Origin of the sequence: Cuniculiplasma thermophilum (assembly GCF_052315355.1) — an archaeon.
Classification (GTDB): Archaea; Thermoplasmatota; Thermoplasmata; order Thermoplasmatales; family Thermoplasmataceae; genus Cuniculiplasma.
The window spans coordinates 20254-38849 of record NZ_JBLSDF010000007.1 but is presented as its reverse complement, the minus strand read 5'-3'; the positions used below and the strand labels follow the sequence as shown (position 1 = coordinate 38849).

Below are 18596 nucleotides of genomic sequence, written 5' to 3'. Positions count from 1 at the left end.
TGATGAGGAAAAACTAGTAATTTAGCGAGCGAGATCCTGTAATGGTTTTCTTTTTATATCACTTTGACCGCCTTACTTTAGATGATTTGACCGTAGATGAACTCCGCCATAACTTTTACAATTGCGTTTCACCTATTTTCCTTTTCTAGATCAAAATGATGAAGATAATTCTAATGAGATGTGAATTCATTTCTTTCTCTAATTACCTATGTGAATAGGAGTGGATCATTTTCAAAATACAATATATCTCTTTTATGAGAACTTCATAGGAGAAAAGAATCACGAAGAAAGATGAGTGTTTTATGAAGAAATTATAATGTGTTTACCAAATTTTGGAAATCCCACCTGAATTATCTTCATCAATAAGATCCCTATCTAATCCGAGATTATAAATATTTATTTAATGACGCAAACTTGATAAATTATGTGAGGTTAATTTTCCCAAAAATAAGAGCGCAAAATAATAAATGAATGAAGTCTTACACTATTTTTTACTACTTTCTTGTATCATGGAAAAATTCTCAATTACTGCTTTTCGTATGTTATCTTTAAAATTGGCTTTTAAAAATCTAGATGCATGGGACTTTAGTTGGAAAAATGTGTCTTCATTATATCCCGATAGAAATCTTGTGATTAATTCCTTTGCCTCATTTTCGTTATCATAAAGATATGTCTCAGGAATAATCTCAGGAACTCCTCCAGAATTGTGAGCGATAGGAACTACGCCGTAGGCCATTGCTTCCATTAATACTATTCCAGCAGATTCTGAGATGGATGGGTGAATTAATATTTTGGCCTTTCGTAAAAGTTTCTTTTTCTCCTCCTCAGTTGCATCGTATAAAAATGTTGTTCTTGTTAATTTTCCTTCTAAGAAATTAGCATAGACTGCATCATTTTTATATCCCAATATATAATGATGGAAATCCCCTTCAGGCAATAATTGTTCTAACCTTTCAAGGCCTTTTTCCCTATGTATCCTGGATATTGTGATGATTATATTTTCTTTTTCTGATATTTCCACATCAGGCATTTCCGAGATTAAACCTGGGTAAATTACCTTATTGACTCTTGCGCTTTTTATAAGATTATTTTGCATGGTGTAATTGGAGTTGTAAATTGCGATTTTAATGCTATTTTTATTGAAAATGGTAAATTTATTTATAATATATTCTGCCAATTCAATGAAGGCATCAACACGAGAGTTGCTTTCCTTCACTTTTTTGGGAGGAGGTTGTACATACTGAAAATTTCCTGCGTTAGTGCCGTTATAAACAAGATAGCCTCTCTTAATATATGATTGTGAAATTAAATTAGAAATAAATTTGAATAACAAAATATAAGGAAGTTTTACACGATATCTATTTTTTGAGGATATGATATGGGGGGGTTTAATCATCCTTATATCGATAGATGAATCTCCTTTTAAGGCATCGTATATTTCCATGAATACCTTATCTCCCCCAGTCTTAGGTTCATCAAGAAACCATTTTATCAAAATCACCTTAAACCGCTTCTTTTCAGGCATAGATTATGGCATATTGCTCCCATATATAACTTTTCAAATTTAAAAATATTTGACGGTGCTTTTTTGAATGGGAAAAATTTCTTATATTTTTCCAATACCATTGGATTTAACACATAAAAATTGATGTTTAGAATTGTTTTCATCTTCACAAACTATTCAGTCATGTTTAAAAATGAGTATTTGATGCACAACTACTATAAGTTCGTTGAGTGTTACCAGAAGATCATTGATGTGATATTAGGAGACCAATTTACTGGATTTAGAAAATGCGCAGGAGGATTGCTTCGCATCATTGCATAGCACTTAAAACCCTATGCGGGGATCCTAAAAGTTACAAAATCACGATCCTCCGTCCTTTCCATATATCCGATTTTCATCATTTTATTTTCTATTTGCTTTAAAGCATTGCTGGAATAGTTATGTTTATACAACGAAACAACCATAATGTCTTTATTAAGCTTTATCTCATTTAGGGTTTGGTAAGAATTCTTGAATGAAACAAAATCCCAGTTGTTGTACTCCGAATATGAATAGATTGGATAATTTAATATCTTAATAATTACCAACAGAATCATCATTAGCAAACGCTCACGTTTCGTCCTGCAGTTTATCTTGTAGAATTTATCTGTACCCGTACCCCTGATCTTATGGATTTTATTAATTACAACTCTTTTAATATAAGAAAAACCTTTGGCATACCTTTTTTCTCTCGATCCCTTAGATTCTTCATTTTTGAGAAACTTATAAGGTAGATTGATCCATCTAATTCCTCTCGAAACGGCCCTAGCGTTTAACTCGATATCCTCACATGCATTGAGGTCCTTCCACCCACCCAAATTCAACAAGGTTTCCCTTTTAGATATTGACTCAACTATAGTATTATCCTCTAACATATTATCAATTACAAAACTAAGCATTTTGAAATATTCGGGAGAATAAATGGTATCAAGATCTATAGGAAAAATGTAACTAGCGGATGCATTTCTCAATGCAATATCTCTACCTTTTCCTCTTGTGCAATGATTTCGAATAATTCGTAAATTTTTATATCCAAGATCATTCAACTTCTCAAAAGTTCCATCCGTTGAGTAATTATCCACGATAACTATCTCGAATTTCTCAAAGTAGAGACTTAACCCTGATATTATAGATTTGATGCTCTCTTCAACAATATTACAATTATTATAGACAGTTCCAAGCGCGGAAACGGTTTTTTTATTCATACATTTTACACCTCCAACTGCGTTGTAAAATGATGCAACATCAATGAAGTTTATTTAAATTTACTGAGAAATAAACTCGAGTAATTATGAACCACGATATTTCGGATTCTCATAAAAAGTAAAAGAGTACTTAGGATAATTAATTCTTATCAAAAACCTGAATTGTTTGAAATTAAGTCAGATTTTATCAACCAGACAGATGAAATGGAATCACTCTCAATTAGTGGTAGGTTATAAATAGTATAAAAAAATTGGGATATATGGGGTTTTTTAAAAAGGAAAAAGATATAACAAGCAACAAAGACTTAAATACACTGGTTAACGATTTTACTTCATATCTCAAGGAAGAAAATTGGAAAGTTGAAAGTAATGTTGAAGGAGATAAGGCTATAATACAGGCCCAAAAACCTGGGATTCTTAGGGATATTGTAGCTGCTGATAGGGCTTTAACCTTCGTGATTGAAAAAAACCAATCAGGTACTTTACACGTATCTACTGGTGTTGGAAAAAAAGCAAAGAATCTGGCTATAACTGCCATAGAAGTACTTCTTTTATCAGAAATATTTATATTTGTGGATATCCCAGAAATCCTATTTGCGGAAGATATAGAAAAAAACCTATTAAAGCAGCTTGAAGTTATTGCAATGCAGTAAATTTTAAAACCCTTTCATTTGAACAAAAGAATTTAACTACTAAATATCCAATACTAAGTTGCATGAACACATTAAGGCGCCCAACTTCAGAAGGCTTTCTTTATCCATCCGGTAAGGATGAAAGCAACAAAATTTTTAATCAAATGATTGCCGAAATTAATAACCCTATTGAAGAACGAGATCTAATAGGTGCTATTTTACCTCACGGAAATGTAAAAAATTGCGGTCGGATGATTATTGAGGGATTGCGGAACATAGATTTTAATTCACACCGAAATTTTTTAATTTTAGGAACTAACCACAAGAGAAATAATCAATCCAGTTCTTACAGTCAAGGCATTTCCTTTTTGATACACAATGAAGAGGTAAAGATTAATGAAGAATTAATAAAAAAGATCAGCTCAAATCCTTGGCTTATCAAAGATAATTTGAGTCATGAACAGGAGTATTCAATTGAATATATCTTGCCTTATATTAGATTTCTGTCTCATCAAAATTTCTTCATAGTACCTATACTGTCTGGTAGGCAAAGCATAGAAGAAGCCAAAAATCTATCCAGTACAATAGGAATCCTCAGGGACGAATCTTTTCCTATAATTTCATCAAATCTTAATCAATTCGAAGACAGAGAGACAACAGAGAATAAGGATAACGAAATAATAAAGGCTATGCAAAAATTAGATGCGGAAGAATTATTCAAAACCGGAAAAGAGATAAACCATACAGTCTGCAATTTATCTGGAATAGGTGCAATGTTAGAAGCTGCAAGAAAAATGGATGGTAATATCAAAATCCTAAACAAACAAACCCTGTGCTATAACAGCTACGGTGTTGAAAGATGCACTGGATATATCTCCGCAATTGTCTTTAAATAAAAAATTAAGAGGTAATTTTCTCTCTCATCTTTTTACATACCCAACCTTCAGGTCTTACTTCGCTCATTCCCTCAATGGAATTATCGTTCATCAATTTATAGATGAACATCTCCTCCCTGCTATTATGCTCCCTTAATATTTTGTATATCTCATTGGCATATTTTTCGATTTTATCGAACTTACCTTTATCAATATCTGCATGTATCATGCTGAATAATCTCCACAGAGCCGCATGCTCTGTTTGGAATCCAGCTATCTCAAGTCTTAGATTCTGCATCTTTGACATTGCAGGAAAAATGTATTCCTCTTCCTGAAACATATGGTTTTTTAGGTGATTTTCTATTTCGTCAAGAAGATCAAGATCTAATTCACCCTTCTCGATCTGCTCGATAATCTCCCTCATCTTCATTTGTTCAATAATATGATCGTCCTCGAAATCTTTCCTGATCTTCATATCATTAGAATATAATGTTAAGATAAATAACAATAACCTTATATTTCAAGCCATTGTTCTCTATCAGCGTTCCAGTCATCTTAATATAATTCCAACCTTTCAAATCCCTGCATCAGATAGATTCGTAAACTTTTATTACCTCCTTTGCCCACCCATCATATCTCCTAATATATTCCTCCAGACCGCTCTTCTTTGGTGAATGAATGCATTTTAAAAATGATTCCTTATCATTATAATAATAAGGCATTTCCCCCATTGTTTCTTTAAAAATTGGTAATTCATTGAGAACTGGCTGGGTGTTAAGAAGCATTGCTTCCATTGGGGGATACCCCTGGCCTTCATTAATTGTATTGAAAACAAAATAATCAGCAAATTTCATGTAATCTGCAACAGTTGTTCCATCTCTATACCCAAAATAAACAACATTTTCAGGTTTATTTTTTATGCATTCCTCATAGTATTTTTTATATGTCACACCACCTATATGGTAAAGTGTAACGTTTTCTACACCTCTTACGTAGTCATAAAGTACATCGAATTTCTTCCTCACACCAAATTCTCCCAGTGTAAAAAGATGTATTTTTCCGTCATCAGGATATGGATTCTTTCCTGATGATTTCATCTTCCTCACGGCACTTGGAATTACATATATTTGATCTTCCTTTATGTATGGGAGTAAAGTTTCCTTAACAACGTTTGTTTGTACTATAACCTTTTTATCCCTTATTCTGTTTAGAGCACTGGTGTAAAATTTTTTTAAACCTGGAGATAAATTATATATTTCAGGATATACAAGTGGCATGATATCATGTACGGTAACTATGTTTGTTTTAGAACTTAATAACCAGTGGGACGTTGAATGAACAACCCTAGTGTTGAATTTCTCGAATTTCATGAAAAACTCCTGACTGATCCATCCTCCGACCGGTTTACCGTGTATATGAATTTCCAGCTTTTTAACTGGATGAGGATGAATTCCTATTCCTTCCTTTTGTAGGTCTTCCATTAAATTCATCGAATATCTATATATTCCTTGCATTGTCTTGCTTTGGGCAAATATTAGACTGACTTCCATTTACGGGAAATGTCATAATAATTATTTAGAGTATAGTATTGCAATTTGAAATAAATTGTGGACCCATTACACTTAATTGTAATAGCCTTGAAGAGACACCAAAATTCGAAAAATAATTATGCACGTTTACATAACAAGGCCCATGGAAAAATACAATTCTTCCAAATTTATCAAGTTCAAGAATGTTTCTTCCTATTTTTTCTTAATTTCCGTTTTAATAATATCGCTCCTTCTTATTTTTGGTCTTTTAGTTCCTCTACTTATCTATCCTGAGTATTTTCTCCATAATTTTCTATACTTTTTCCCCTATCCAATAATTGTAGCCTTCTTCATCCTCTATAGGTTTTCAATTTACAGGAGGATGGCCACTATAGAATTATTCGATGATAGAATCATAATTGAAAGAAATCAAAATAAAACAACCGTACTTATTAAAAATATCAAAAGCATTCAAATGGAATCTACAATTCAAAGGAATCTGATAGTAATAACTACAAAAAATGATTTGAAGATAGGATTATTCAACAGAAATATTAGAGAGAAAAAAACAGATCTATTTTCTGTTCTGTCTTCCAATTTAAAGAACACGCAAAATTAAATAATCATTTTTCCAACATATGAATTATGAAGCTTTCAATGATATCTATCCTACAAAATGGCCAAAGACTAAGAAATACAATTTTCTAAATCTTTAAAGTTTATAAGCTATAATATTTTTAGTGTATGGACATATGCCATACATAGTGTCAATAATATTTAAATACACCTTTGAATATAGAGTATTGGTGTTTCCATGATATCGGACTCGAAAGACATCAAGATAACTTTGCGGATTTCCGAAGATGATCTTGATGAGATTGATGATTTTTTGGAGAATAATCCCAGACATGGTAGTAGATCTGAATTCTTAAGAAATTGCGCACTTAACTATATAACTAATAAAAATTCAAGAAATAGAAGTGGAAATTCTAATTCTGTTATACTATCCAGAAAGCAGAAGGAACTTATTGAAAAAATGGTAGATATGGGTTACTATTCGGGGGAAGAAGAGGCCATTAAGTCCATAATTGAATATGTTTTTGACAATGGAATGATCAAGACGATCTTTGAAGATAGAATTAACAAGTATGGACAGATTGAAAAGTCTCTTTTCAGAAATATAAAAGATGAGGAAGAAAGAGTGAAAAGAAGCAGGAGTGTGGAATTTGATGAATGATTTAAAAATGGATGAAGGGTATTTGGAAATTGCTAAGGAAAGAAGTGCATCATTTTTTGATGTATATAACAGCTACGCGATAGTTCTGATTGGTAATTGCATGGAATCTACGATGAAAAGGTTAATTCCGGAGATTCAAAAATCTAATTTGAATGCAAGAGTTGGAGTGTATGTGATATCTGAAGAAGAAAATGAGACAAAAATAACCATAGAAGATCTAAGGAATATGGATTTCTTTAAATATAACCAGAATGAAACAAAATTATACAGCAAAGAATTCTTGGAGATAACAGACGAAAATGGAAACGCTGAGATGGATGATGAAGCTGTCAGGATTTCCAATCCCGACATAAGATTCTTGAAGTTCAGAGCTCTGGTTACTGACGAGGATAAAAGAAGGGGGGCAGAAATTGCTGCCGGATATATAGATGCATCATGGAGCGTCATATTAATCAGTGACACATCTGAGGGTTTTGCCTTAGACATGCATTCTACTTTAATATCCAAAATACCAGAAGCATTTTCAAAATCTGTCTCCATAACCTTTAGGGGATCAAAATATGCAAGACTTGGTTTTCAGGAAGTTTCAGAGCTGAAGCACATCCAGGATAAGTCTAAAAAATTCATAACTATAAAGGGAACAAATCTGGTAACTGATGATTCGGTACTACTCAAAACCGACAGAAAAGATATTGACGATAAAATTGTAGAGGAAGTGAGAAAAGTATTTTCCAGCCGTCCAAGTATCCATTAAAAATTAACAATTTTTATCTAATTATAGATTTTCTAACTTCCTGTAAGGACATTGTCCGGTCACAGTAATGGCACCTAAACACTTCTTCGTGATCACCTTTTTCCTTCGTAAATACTGACTGCACAGGTTCCTTAGAATTAGTTACACAATTCTGATTTGAGCATTTTATAACTCCCACAACCTTGTCTGGTATTTCGACATTGAATTTTTCCTTGATTTGATAGTTGGAAATCACATTAATTGTGGCTTTCGGTGAAACCAGACTTATCTTGTCAAGTTCCTTCTTGGCAAGCTTCTTTCTCTCTATTTTCACTATATCCTTTGTTCCAACTTTGCCACTCTGTACATTCATAAGAAGACTGACAGTCATACCGTCCCTGCCGGTTATCTTCAGCACATCCAGTACATCTAAGGAGCTTCCTGGAGATATGTGGTCAATTACAATTCCGTCCCCTATTTTGTTTATTTTTAGAATCTTATCATCCGACATTTCATCTCACCCCTAAAATCATGCTTATTATTGCCATCCTTACAAATACACCATTGGCAGCCTCCTTGAAATAGAATGCCCTTGGATCATTATCAACTTCGGGACTTATTTCATCAACTCTTGGAAGGGGATGCATTATTATTGCCTCCTTTTTCATCTTCCCCACTGTGCCTAAATCGAAAGAATAAGAGCCGATTACTTTTGAATAGTCATTAAGGTCCACAAACCTCTCCTTTTGAATTCTTGTAACATAAAATACATCACTTTCACTCAATACACTTTCAAGTTCAACATTTTTCTTTATTCCATTTTCTTTCCTTATAGCTGAAAGCACGTGGTCAGGCATCTGCAAAATCTCAGGTGACACAAGATTTATGGTATTGTCAAATCTTGATAGTGCCTTTATTAGAGAGTGTACCGTTCGTCCATACTTCAGGTCACCTACAAGACTAACATTCAGATTCTCAATCCTACCGAATTTTTCCCAAATGGTGAACAGATCCAGAAGAGTCTGAGTCGGATGCTGTCCCGATCCGTCACCACCATTAATTACTGGCACTGAGGAAAATTCAGAAGCCAATCTGGCAGCACCTTCCATTGGATGCCTCATAACAACGACATCAGAATATGATGATGCCATTCTTAATGTATCCGCTATGGTTTCTCCCTTTGATGTAGAACTGGATTTTGGTTCAGACACTGTAATTACACTACCACCAAGCCTGTGCATTGCGCTCTCAAATGAAAGCCTGGTTCTGGTACTAGGCTCGAAAAAGAGGGTTGACAATATTCTTCCATCTAGCTCCTTAATGTTTTCTCCTTTTCTTAGACGTTCTTTATATTCTGATGCCAGACCGAATATCTTAAAAAAATCATCGGTTTCAACGTCATCTATATTTACAAGACTCTTTCCTTTAAGCATTAAAAATTCTGATGTTTCATCAATATTTAAACATATGGAATAAAATTAATTTTTCGAGAAGTCATAAAATATTATTTCAATGAATATTGTGCACCACTCTTTTTAATAAAACAACTGATGAAGGCAGTATGCATCAATCCAGTTGAAGAGGGCCTGGTTGCATTTTCTCTGACAAGAATTTCTCTCTTTATGATCTCATCCGTTTCAAGGTGCAAAAAACCATTTTTCTCATATTCAAGAACAGTTTTCTCCACCTGATCGAAATTCGGAAGATATGTGACTACTCTACCACCGGGGATCAGATACTTTTTTTGATTTGCTATATTTAACCAAGGCTCAGGCAAATCAAGAAAAACACAATCAAAGGTCTTTCCCATTCCGTCAAAATCCTCAAATTTCTGATGAATTATATCCACATCTTTTCCAGTAAATAAATTCACATTTTTTCTTGTTATTTCGATGGATTCCAGGTTATGATCAATACCAAGGTACGAGCCTTTTTCTGATAAATTCTGAACTATCATGGATGTGAGAGCGCCGGAACCTGTTCCACTTTCAAGGACACTGCTGTCAGGCCTCATATCTGCATACATAATCATAACAGCTGCATCTCTTGGATCTATAATTTGAGCGCCTCTTTTAGCCACGCTTCTTAAAACAGAGGGGGATGGCCGAATGGCAATGTAACTATTCTTTTCTATTTTCACTTCACTTCCATCAGAAATCATCATTCCAGGTGAAATGTCCAGATCCCTTTTTTCTCCCAATATTTTATGATTCTCCTCATTGAGAATCATACTGTTTGATATCTTATTGAACAATATCTTCATCTATATCCCCCATAGAAACCAATCAGAACATCGGAGACATTATTTCCAGTTTGACCAGTGTCAATTGCTGTGCCGCATTCCAGTGCAAGACCAGCAGTGTTACTTGCTTCAACATAATTATCAATAACTTTAAGGTCCACTGATTCCCTAAGATTTTCATCCACAATGAAACCTGCTAAACTACTATTACCATCAGCTCCATCCGTTGCGAATGATAAAAAAGAAAAAATTTCGTTTGGAAAAGATTCCTTTATAATAAGTGCTGAAAGATATGTGTTTCTACCGCCCCTTCCATTGCCTGTGACCGTAGCAGTGCTTTCTCCGTGGCCAGTAAACCAAAACGGGCCTTTTATTTCTGAGTACTTTTTTCTGAGTGTTTTCATCAGAATTGGAGCCAATTCCCTGACATTCCCTTTTAAAATTTCCCCAAAATCAACCTTAGGAAACTCAGTTTCGACCATATCAATAAGTTTTTTTGAATACAATGATCCGGAAAGTATTATAGAATAATCTGGTAATTGGATCTCGTTTTTTATTTCTGGAGGTGAGTCTTTCCATATATCACCCAGATAATCCTTTAATTCCTGTGGTACATCCGCATGAGTTTTGGACGGATAGAAGGGGTTTGACCCTATTATGGCTATTTCATCCCCAGGAACATCAGATATGGCCATGATCTTAACTTTCTTGTATTTCGTAAGCCCAAGAGTTTTTCCGCATTTTACCTTTGACAACCTGCATCTTACCTCATTAATAACATTAATTGGGTAATCGTCCCTGATTAATCTCTTCATGATTTCCAGATACTTATCCTGCGATACATTATCTGCCGGAACCTCAAATAAAGATGATGTCCCACCTGATAATAAAAATAGTAGGCCATCAGATTCATCTCCCATAAGAGTTTCAAGAATAGATTTCGAAGAGCCGAATGTTTCATTACCTGGGTAAGGGTGGTTCCCATGATAGTTCTTAAAACCCTTTGGTTCACCTGATCCAACGGGAGAAAGGCATATGGTATGAGTTGCCCCAGATACCACTTGACTATCCAAGCCATGGCACATTTTGAAAGATGCTTTGCCCATTGCAACGATTGAATAAGAGGAAGTTTTAGTTACGAAATTTGAAATTTCCTTACCTTTTTTTGAAATAATTACCTCTGGACTTAGTGATTCAATACTTTTTAGAATTATATTTTCAATGATCTTTCTTCTTTCAGAATATTCCGGTATCATCCTTTTCTTATTCAAGAGGACTATATGACAATTTAGATTTTTGATCCTGCTGGACTTTGCTAAACCCTATTTAAAATAAGAAAATACAAGAATTTGATTCAAAAAATTTGATTTACTAAGTCGTAATGATTCATCCATACTACTACACATTATTTTTATTTTAGGATTCATTTTCAGATTGTGACTGATATAAAGGAAATTGTTGAGGGATTTAAAGCGGGCAAACTGGAAGTTATAGACACCAGAGATTTTGACACCTATCTTTCCGGACATGTTCCCGGAACAGTTCTTGCACCATTCTATGAAAGGAGATGGCCAGACGAACTTGCAGAATATCTTAAAGGAAAAAAGCAGGAGGCAGTTTTCCTTTCTAGGGATGATGAAATTAAGAAAAAGATCAAAAATCTCCTCTCAGAAAGGGGCCTGAATGTAAACGTAATTAATTATGACGAATTTAAAAAGGCAGGAAATTTCAATGAGGCAACTATGGAAAACCTGTCTGCAGAAAAATTTTCTGAAGAAATTGATAATTACACAGTCATAGATGTGAGAGAACCATATGAGTGGTCTAGTGGTTATATAGATGGGGCGGAACTGATTCCCATGGAAGAACTATTCAGAGATTACGGGAAACTGGATAAAAATAAAAAATACGCTGTAGTATGTGAACACGGTAACAGAAGTATTTATGCAGCTATGTTTCTCGCTGACAAGGGATTCAAGGTTGCAAACGTTGAAGGGGGAATGAATGAATTGAGAGGTCGAGGTATAATTTGAATAAATTATGGTGGGTTTAAATATTCAAGATCTTCCAGTATTTTAACTATCTTTTCACGATTTTCATTGCCAGATATTCTTGATGTGGGGGATAGAAAACTCTCAATCAACGCAAACAACCAGGTGATTATAATTAGAAAAAATATTTCCAGAATAAGTATTGAAATTCCAAAAACAAATGAAGGTAAAGTGTAATTAAACGTCAATTCAAATTCCTGAAAAATTATAAATGGGACAAGGGTGATCGAGGCCAGAGTTCCCCGATATGTTATATAAGACCCAAGGCACCAGATTGACATTAAAAAGGCACTTAGAAATATGATTAAAGGGTCAAATGGAGGATAAATGCTTGGTATGTACTTGACCTCCCAGACAATCGTAAGAGTTGAAAAAACCAAAGGAAAAATAAAAAGTTTCATATATTCACCTTATGAATTCTTTAGCCTTTTCCCAGTCTTCTTGAGTTATTTTAAATCTTCCAATGGCCTGAAACAGATCATTTGGATGTTTGATCAAATATTTATGCATCTGAGCGAACTTTTTGACCACGGTCTGTTCATAACCATTAATTGCTGCAGTTTGGATCAAACCACTTTTTACTCTAATATAGAATTGAAGAATTATCTCAAGACTGGAAATCGTTGTGAAAGCAACATCCGGACTCACATTCTTATCATCTTTGAATTTGCTAATCTGTTGAAGGTTAAAATAGGCAGAGGAGAGACCCATAGAGATTTTTGCTTCCTCCACCTTAATGTAAACATACAGTATATCTTTCATCTCATAGCTTCCTGAAAATATTCTTGTTTTCAATTTCTCTGGAAGATTAGTGTATAGAGCTGATGCCCATTTATGTCTGGTCATGTATGAGAAAAATGTATTTTTCCAAGTTTCAATTCTTTCTACTTCTTTAAGGCGTGATGGGCTGTTGGGTTGTGCTTCATTTTTTACATAGGTATATCTAATTCTATCATCTTCGATGGTTTTGCTTACATTTACATCGAGAGTTAAATCATATTTTCTTCTTTCTGATGGATCTATCAACACATGATAAGCTTCATTCAATTGACTTGTCATTAAGGACGAAAGTGTTATATTTTCTCTATTGACATCCGGATGCCACTTTTTGATTGCTTTACGATAAGCTGTTCTTATCTGTTCAGCAGTCGCATCCCTTGGTATGCCAAGCAGAGAATAATAATCCATCATAGATGGATTGCATCAATTTAAATAAATTCTTTTGGTGAAGGCTCAAAATGGGAGACAATCACTTGTGTATATCCTGATACTTTAATGGTAAGACTAAATATGTGGCAAGACATCTATTTTTATGCATGCGGACATCGCTCTTATACACCCGCCAAGTATATATGATTTTAGAGAACGCCATATAAAGTCAGGGCCAATTAGTGATGTTATACCTTCAACCCCAGTATTTGAAATGTACCCTGTTGGATTTATAAGCATGTTAAATCATATTCATAATTATGGATACAGCGGCAGAATCTGTAATGTGGCTGCGAGAATGGTTGATTCTAAGAAATTTGATGTTGAGAAATATATCAAATCAATTGAGACAGATCTTTTTGGGATAGATCTCCACTGGCTTCCCCACGCTCAAGGAGCCATAAGTCTTGCCCGTCTAATTAAGAAGATCAGACCTGATGCCGAAATTTTAATGGGTGGTTTTTCCGCATCCTATTTCTGGAAGGAAATAATGCAAAACCATCCTGAAGTGAATTATGTATTAGTGGGGGATTTTCAGGAGGACAACCTGAGGAGGTTGCTTGATGAGCTATATGGTTCCAGAGATTTATCATCCATTCCAGCACTTGCCTATCGTGAAAATAATACAATCAAGAAGAATCCTGCAAAATATGATGAAAATGTTTTGAAGAATGAAAATCTTGATTATTCGTTCCTTATGAAAAATGCCATAAAATACGCAGATGTAAAAGGCCACATGCCATATAACGATTGGATAAATAATCCAGAAGCAGTAACATTGATCGAACATGGCTGTGAATTTAATTGCGCTTTTTGTGGTGGTTCAAATTTCTCATATAAAAATAATTTTTTTAACTCCAGTCCACTATTTAGAGACACAAAACAGATAGCCAATGAAATATATTCAGCCTATGAAGTCCTTGGGGCCCCAGTTTTCGTCGTTGGAGATATAAACCAGGGAGGGGAAAAGTTTTATAAAACTTTATTCAAGGAGATCAAGTCGATGGGAATAGATGTTCCTCTTCTGACTGAGTATTTTAAGCCACCTTCTCTATCTTATTTGCAAGAATTGGCTAATACTTTTCCAGACTTCACTGCTGAAATTTCTCCTGAATCATCCAATCAAACCATTAGGGAGAAAAACGGTAGGTCCTATTCTAACAATGAACTGGAAAAGAGCATAGAAAATGCAGAAAAACTTGGATGCAAGAAGTTTGACGTTTACTTTACTTTGGGAATAAGCGGTCAAGGCTCGAAGGAGTTGGATGATGATATAGAATATGCTAAAAAGTTAATGATAAAACAAAAGGACAAGCAAATGAAAGTATACACATTCATATCACCTCTAACACCTTTCATTGACCCGGGTTCTTTGATATATGAGATGCCGGAGAAGTATGGCTTTAAGATAACTACAAAAACACTTGCCGGTTACTTCGACCTGCTAGATCAGGGCAAAAGCTGGGTAGATTTTCTGAATTATGAAACCCAATGGATGTCTAAACTCGAAATAGAGAAAAATACATATCGTGCAGAAATTGAGATGATGAAGGCCAGAATAGAAACCGGGCTCATATCCAGAGATGATGGAAATGAAATAATTGAAAATGTAAAAAGATATGCCAATGGGGACGAATATATTCCAAATGCGAAGCTCAATTCCCATTTGTCCTATATAAATAAGGACTTGGAATGGTCAAACAGGCACAAAATAACTAAGACATCAGTACTTGTATATTGGTATTCCAAAATAAACAAAGTTGAAAAGGAATTTGAAAAATTTGTTTAAGATTATGAATAAGCGAAATATTTATAATGAAGAACAAATTTACTTCCGATGACCTACATACCAAATGAAGCCCAGATTCTAATCGACCCCATTGGATATTCCATAGAGAGTTCAAAGAGGAGAAACAGAATGAGACAGGTAAAAGTGAACATAGAAGGAGAAGACATCGAGGAGCTAAGAAAAACTAACGAAAAACTAATAAGGAGCCTAGCAGAACTTCAAAATTATAACAAAATAATGGAAAGAAACTTTGAAAATCAGAAAAAAGCTCTTGGACACGACATAATGAGAGATATGCTTCCTGTCTTAGATAGTCTGGATGCAGGAATTGCGTCAGGTAAAGACGTTTCAACTCTTGAAAGCATTAGGAAAAATCTAATGTCTGTACTTTCTAAATATGGCCTTCGTCAGATTGAGTCCGAGGGAAAAGAGGTAGATTTGAGGCTTCATGAAGTTGTCGGTGTCGTTGATGGAAAAGACAATATTATTGCACGGGAAATCCAAAAAGGATATCTTTTGAATAATGAAGTAATCAGGACATCGAAGGTTATAGCTCAAAGAGGTGAATAAATATGGGAAAAATAATAGGGATAGATCTTGGAACGAGTAACTCAGCTGCTGCAGTGGTTCTTTCAGGAAAACCAACAATCATACCAAGTGCTGAGGGTGTCTCAGTTGGAGGAAAATCATTTCCAAGTTACGTTGCTTTCACAAAAGACGGTCAACTTTTAGTGGGAGAACCTGCTAGGAGGCAGGCTTTGCTGAACCCAGAGGGTACAGTTTATGCCGCTAAGAGAAAAATGGGAACTGACTATAAATTCAAAATTTTTGGAAAAGAATACACGCCCCAGCAGATCTCAGCCTTTATCCTACAGAAAATAAAGAGAGATGCTGAAACATTCTTAGGTGAACCGGTAACGGATGCTGTTATTACTGTGCCTGCCTATTTCGATGATAATCAGAGGCAGGCTACAAAGGATGCAGGAACCATAGCTGGTCTTAATGTTCAGAGAATAATTAATGAGCCGACAGCTGCTTCCCTTGCCTATGGAATTGACAAACAGAATCAATCAATGAAAATACTTGTGTACGACCTTGGAGGAGGTACCCTTGATGTTACTATAATGGATTTTAATGATGGCCTGTTTGAAGTAAAATCCACCTCCGGTGATACCAAATTAGGAGGTACCGATATGGATGAGGCTATCATCAAATACATAGCTGACGAGTTCAAGAAAAAGGAAAATTACGATCTTACAAAAGATCAAAAAGCGTACATTAGATTAAAGGACGCTGCAGAGAAGGCAAAGATAGAACTTTCATCAACACTTGAGACGGAAATAAACATACCTTACATAACAGTTGTTGATGGGGACCCAAAGCACGTACTATTAAGGCTGACCAGAGCAAAACTCGAGGAACTAATTGCTCCCATAGTGGCCCGTTCAAGGATTCCACTGGAAACTGCAATCAAGGAAGCTAAAATTGACAAGAATGGAATAGATAAGATTATTCTTGTAGGTGGACCAACTAGAATACCATACGTGAGAAAATATGTGGAAGATTTCTTTGGCAAAAAGGTTGAAGGTGGCGTTGATCCTATGGAGTGCGTCGCCATAGGTGCCGCCTTACAGGGTGCAGTTTTAGCCGGAGATATTAAGGATATTGTCTTGCTGGATGTAACCCCGTTAACCCTTGGTATCGAAACTTTGGGTGGAGTGTCTACACCCATAATACCTGCAAACACCACAATACCAGTAAAAAAATCCCAAATATTCTCTACAGCCGCTGATATGCAGACTGTGGTAACTATTCACGTGGTTCAGGGGGAGAGGACTATGGCAAAGGATAATGTTTCCCTCGGTCAATTTAACCTTGAAGGTATACCTCCTGCACCCAGAGGAGTACCACAAATAGAGGTTACATTCGATATTGACGCAAGTGGAATCCTTCACGTGACAGCCAAAGATAAAGCAACAAATAAGCAGCAGACCATTTCCATAGAAGCAAAGAATAAGTTGAGCAAGGAAGAAATAGAAAGAATGAAAAAACAGGCAGAGGAATTTGCAGAATCTGATAAAAAGAGAAGAGAAGAAATCGAAAAAATGAATCTGGCCGAAAACATTGCCTATACAGCTGAGAAAACATTGAATGAAAACAAAGACAAAATTGACAAGGAAGATGAAGAATCCACAAGAGACATCATATCAAAACTGAGAGAAGCAATAAAGAATGAGAAGCCTGACGAAGTTGATTCACTTTCAAAGGAACTTGGAGAAAAGATTCAGAAGATTGGTGAAAAACTATACACATCACAGCAGGAGAATACACAGAACAACCAGCAGAGCAGCGATGCATCAGAGGCAACAGGCACAGAAGAGAATAGAGGAGAAGAGACTAACCAGTAGAGGAATGGTAAACCTTGGCCAAAGACTATTATGAAATTCTCGGAGTCCCCAGGGATGCATCTCAGGAGGATATAAAAAAGGCATTCAGGACTCTGGCCAAGAAATGGCACCCCGATGTGAACCCTGACAAAAGGAAGGAGGCCGAGGAGAAGTTCAAGGAGATCGGGGAGGCCTATGAAGTACTGTCGGATGAAAATAAGAGGCGAATATATGATCAGACAGGAAAAGCGGACTTCGGGAACGGCCAGGGAGGATTTAACTGGCAGGACTTTACACATACCTCGGATTTTTCAGATATTTTCGATGAAATATTCAGAAATTTCGGAGGGGGATTCGGAGGTGGTGACTCCTTCTTCGGAGGCAGAAGAAATTCCCAGCTCGATCTATCTGTAGAAATCAGTATAACCATGGCCGAATCCTATAATGGAGTCAAAAAGGAGATAAAGTACAGAAGAACAGTGGATTGTGACGTATGCAATGGAACTGGATACGAAGGCAATGTAAGGAAATGCCCAACGTGCAACGGAACCGGATATGAAAGAATAGCACAGATGCAAGGACCAATTAGATTTGTCAATACCATTGCCTGCAGAACCTGCGGAGGTAGGGGATTTATAGGAGATAAAAAGTGCCACGAATGTCATGGTTCAGGGAAAAAGTCAATTGTAGAAACAAGAACGGTGGATATCCCAGCAGGTATAGATGACGGGGCAAGAATAGTTCTAAGAGGCCTGGGAGATACAGAAAAGAATAACACAGGAGATCTCTACGTTTTTGTGAGAGTAAAACCGGAAAGAGGTGTAAGGAGGGTTGAGAATGATATAGTTGTTCTTAAGGATATTACATTTCCAGATGCAGCACTTGGTGCTGATGAATCCCTGGAGATCTTTGGCCAAAAAATGGACCTCAAAATACCTGCTGGAACTCAGCCCAATGATATCATAAGAATCAGAGGAAAAGGTTTTCCAAGGATTCATGGAACAGGAAGGGGAGATATTCAGGTTAAAATTAACGTTATAGTTCCAAAGAAACTTACGCCAGAACAGAGAGAACTTATAGAAAAGCTTAAGGAAAATCCTGTACAGAAAAAAGGTTGGTTTGGTAAGTAATTTATATTTATTTTCTTGATTAATGAATATATAT

Annotated in this window: 20 protein-coding genes; 10 read left to right on the top strand and 10 right to left on the bottom strand. The window is 35.5% G+C overall.

The features are described from left to right. Positions 1–484: 484 nt before the first annotated feature. Together ACNF42_RS02070 and ACNF42_RS02065 are read right to left on the bottom strand one after the other, a co-directional pair. Positions 485–1525: a glycosyltransferase family 4 protein gene (locus ACNF42_RS02070; RefSeq protein ID WP_443338380.1), complete on the bottom strand. Its 1041-nt coding sequence runs from the start codon at positions 1523–1525 to the stop codon at positions 485–487. A gap of 311 nt (positions 1526–1836) precedes the next feature. Next, the gene (locus ACNF42_RS02065) at positions 1837–2748 is read right to left on the bottom strand and encodes a glycosyltransferase family 2 protein (protein ID WP_443338378.1); all 912 of its coding nucleotides are present in this window, start codon (positions 2746–2748) and stop codon (positions 1837–1839) included. A 260-nt stretch (positions 2749–3008) separates the two neighbouring features. Here ACNF42_RS02065 and ACNF42_RS02060 point away from each other — a divergent pair, with 260 nt between their 5' ends. Together ACNF42_RS02060 and amrB are read left to right on the top strand one after the other, a co-directional pair. Continuing rightward, the gene (locus tag ACNF42_RS02060) at positions 3009–3401 is read left to right on the top strand and encodes a hypothetical protein (protein WP_443338376.1); all 393 of its coding nucleotides are present in this window, start codon (positions 3009–3011) and stop codon (positions 3399–3401) included. A gap of 62 nt (positions 3402–3463) precedes the next feature. Then, a complete protein-coding gene (gene amrB, locus ACNF42_RS02055; protein WP_443338374.1) occupies positions 3464–4276 on the top strand; it encodes an AmmeMemoRadiSam system protein B in 813 nt (270 codons plus the stop codon). Positions 4277–4280: 4 nt separating this feature from the next. Here amrB and ACNF42_RS02050 read toward each other — a convergent pair whose 3' ends face one another. Together ACNF42_RS02050 and ACNF42_RS02045 are read right to left on the bottom strand one after the other, a co-directional pair. After that, positions 4281–4730 carry a hemerythrin domain-containing protein gene (locus ACNF42_RS02050; RefSeq protein ID WP_443338371.1) on the bottom strand — a complete coding sequence of 150 codons (450 nt, stop codon included), beginning with the start codon at positions 4728–4730 and terminating at the stop codon, positions 4281–4283. A gap of 112 nt (positions 4731–4842) precedes the next feature. After that, complete coding sequence (locus ACNF42_RS02045) at positions 4843–5625, bottom strand: glycosyltransferase (protein WP_443338369.1); 783 nt, start codon at positions 5623–5625, stop codon at positions 4843–4845. A gap of 322 nt (positions 5626–5947) precedes the next feature. Here ACNF42_RS02045 and ACNF42_RS02040 point away from each other — a divergent pair, with 322 nt between their 5' ends. The 3 genes from ACNF42_RS02040 to ACNF42_RS02030 all read left to right on the top strand — a co-directional run bounded on the left by ACNF42_RS02040 (position 5948) and on the right by ACNF42_RS02030 (position 7775). Then, positions 5948–6403 (top strand): hypothetical protein, encoded by a 456-nt coding sequence (locus ACNF42_RS02040; RefSeq protein ID WP_443338367.1) that lies wholly within the window; start codon positions 5948–5950, stop codon positions 6401–6403. A gap of 195 nt (positions 6404–6598) precedes the next feature. Then, complete coding sequence (locus ACNF42_RS02035) at positions 6599–7021, top strand: ribbon-helix-helix domain-containing protein (RefSeq protein ID WP_443338365.1); 423 nt, start codon at positions 6599–6601, stop codon at positions 7019–7021. Further along, positions 7014–7775: a hypothetical protein gene (locus ACNF42_RS02030; protein ID WP_443338363.1), complete on the top strand. Its 762-nt coding sequence runs from the start codon at positions 7014–7016 to the stop codon at positions 7773–7775. Before ACNF42_RS02035 ends, ACNF42_RS02030 begins: the two co-directional genes overlap by 8 nt. 13 nt (positions 7776–7788) lie before the next feature. Here ACNF42_RS02030 and pyrI read toward each other — a convergent pair whose 3' ends face one another. The 4 genes from pyrI to ACNF42_RS02010 form a co-directional block, all read right to left on the bottom strand. Further along, positions 7789–8265 carry an aspartate carbamoyltransferase regulatory subunit gene (gene pyrI / locus ACNF42_RS02025; RefSeq protein ID WP_443338361.1) on the bottom strand — a complete coding sequence of 159 codons (477 nt, stop codon included), beginning with the start codon at positions 8263–8265 and terminating at the stop codon, positions 7789–7791. Between the two features lies 1 nt (position 8266). Further along, positions 8267–9187, bottom strand: coding sequence for an aspartate carbamoyltransferase (pyrB, locus tag ACNF42_RS02020; RefSeq protein ID WP_443338358.1), 921 nt, complete (start codon positions 9185–9187; stop codon positions 8267–8269). A 71-nt stretch (positions 9188–9258) separates the two neighbouring features. After that, positions 9259–10017, bottom strand: coding sequence for a tRNA (adenine-N1)-methyltransferase (locus tag ACNF42_RS02015; RefSeq protein WP_443338355.1), 759 nt, complete (start codon positions 10015–10017; stop codon positions 9259–9261). Next, complete coding sequence (locus tag ACNF42_RS02010; protein ID WP_443338353.1) at positions 10014–11252, bottom strand: DUF4147 domain-containing protein; 1239 nt, start codon at positions 11250–11252, stop codon at positions 10014–10016. The genes ACNF42_RS02015 and ACNF42_RS02010 overlap by 4 nt, the downstream gene beginning before the upstream one ends. Positions 11253–11432: 180 nt before the next feature. Here ACNF42_RS02010 and ACNF42_RS02005 point away from each other — a divergent pair, with 180 nt between their 5' ends. Continuing rightward, complete coding sequence (locus tag ACNF42_RS02005; protein ID WP_443338351.1) at positions 11433–12029, top strand: rhodanese-like domain-containing protein; 597 nt, start codon at positions 11433–11435, stop codon at positions 12027–12029. Positions 12030–12034: 5 nt separating this feature from the next. Here ACNF42_RS02005 and ACNF42_RS02000 read toward each other — a convergent pair whose 3' ends face one another. Together ACNF42_RS02000 and ACNF42_RS01995 are read right to left on the bottom strand one after the other, a co-directional pair. Continuing rightward, positions 12035–12448: a hypothetical protein gene (locus tag ACNF42_RS02000; RefSeq protein WP_443338349.1), complete on the bottom strand. Its 414-nt coding sequence runs from the start codon at positions 12446–12448 to the stop codon at positions 12035–12037. A 4-nt stretch (positions 12449–12452) separates the two neighbouring features. Next, positions 12453–13238 (bottom strand): J domain-containing protein, encoded by a 786-nt coding sequence (locus ACNF42_RS01995; RefSeq protein ID WP_443338347.1) that lies wholly within the window; start codon positions 13236–13238, stop codon positions 12453–12455. Positions 13239–13359: 121 nt separating this feature from the next. Here ACNF42_RS01995 and ACNF42_RS01990 point away from each other — a divergent pair, with 121 nt between their 5' ends. Genes ACNF42_RS01990 through ACNF42_RS01975 form a run of 4 tightly spaced genes read left to right on the top strand, consistent with a single transcriptional unit; the run spans position 13360 to position 18562 of the window. Next, positions 13360–15045: a TIGR04190 family B12-binding domain/radical SAM domain protein gene (locus ACNF42_RS01990; protein ID WP_443338344.1), complete on the top strand. Its 1686-nt coding sequence runs from the start codon at positions 13360–13362 to the stop codon at positions 15043–15045. Between the two features lie 48 nt (positions 15046–15093). Next, on the top strand, positions 15094–15615 hold the full coding sequence (locus ACNF42_RS01985) for a nucleotide exchange factor GrpE (RefSeq protein ID WP_443338342.1): 522 nt from the start codon (positions 15094–15096) through the stop codon (positions 15613–15615). A 2-nt stretch (positions 15616–15617) separates the two neighbouring features. Further along, positions 15618–17453 (top strand): molecular chaperone DnaK, encoded by a 1836-nt coding sequence (gene dnaK / locus ACNF42_RS01980; RefSeq protein ID WP_443338340.1) that lies wholly within the window; start codon positions 15618–15620, stop codon positions 17451–17453. Positions 17454–17467: 14 nt separating this feature from the next. Continuing rightward, positions 17468–18562: a DnaJ C-terminal domain-containing protein gene (locus tag ACNF42_RS01975; protein ID WP_443338338.1), complete on the top strand. Its 1095-nt coding sequence runs from the start codon at positions 17468–17470 to the stop codon at positions 18560–18562. Positions 18563–18596: the final 34 nt, after the last annotated feature.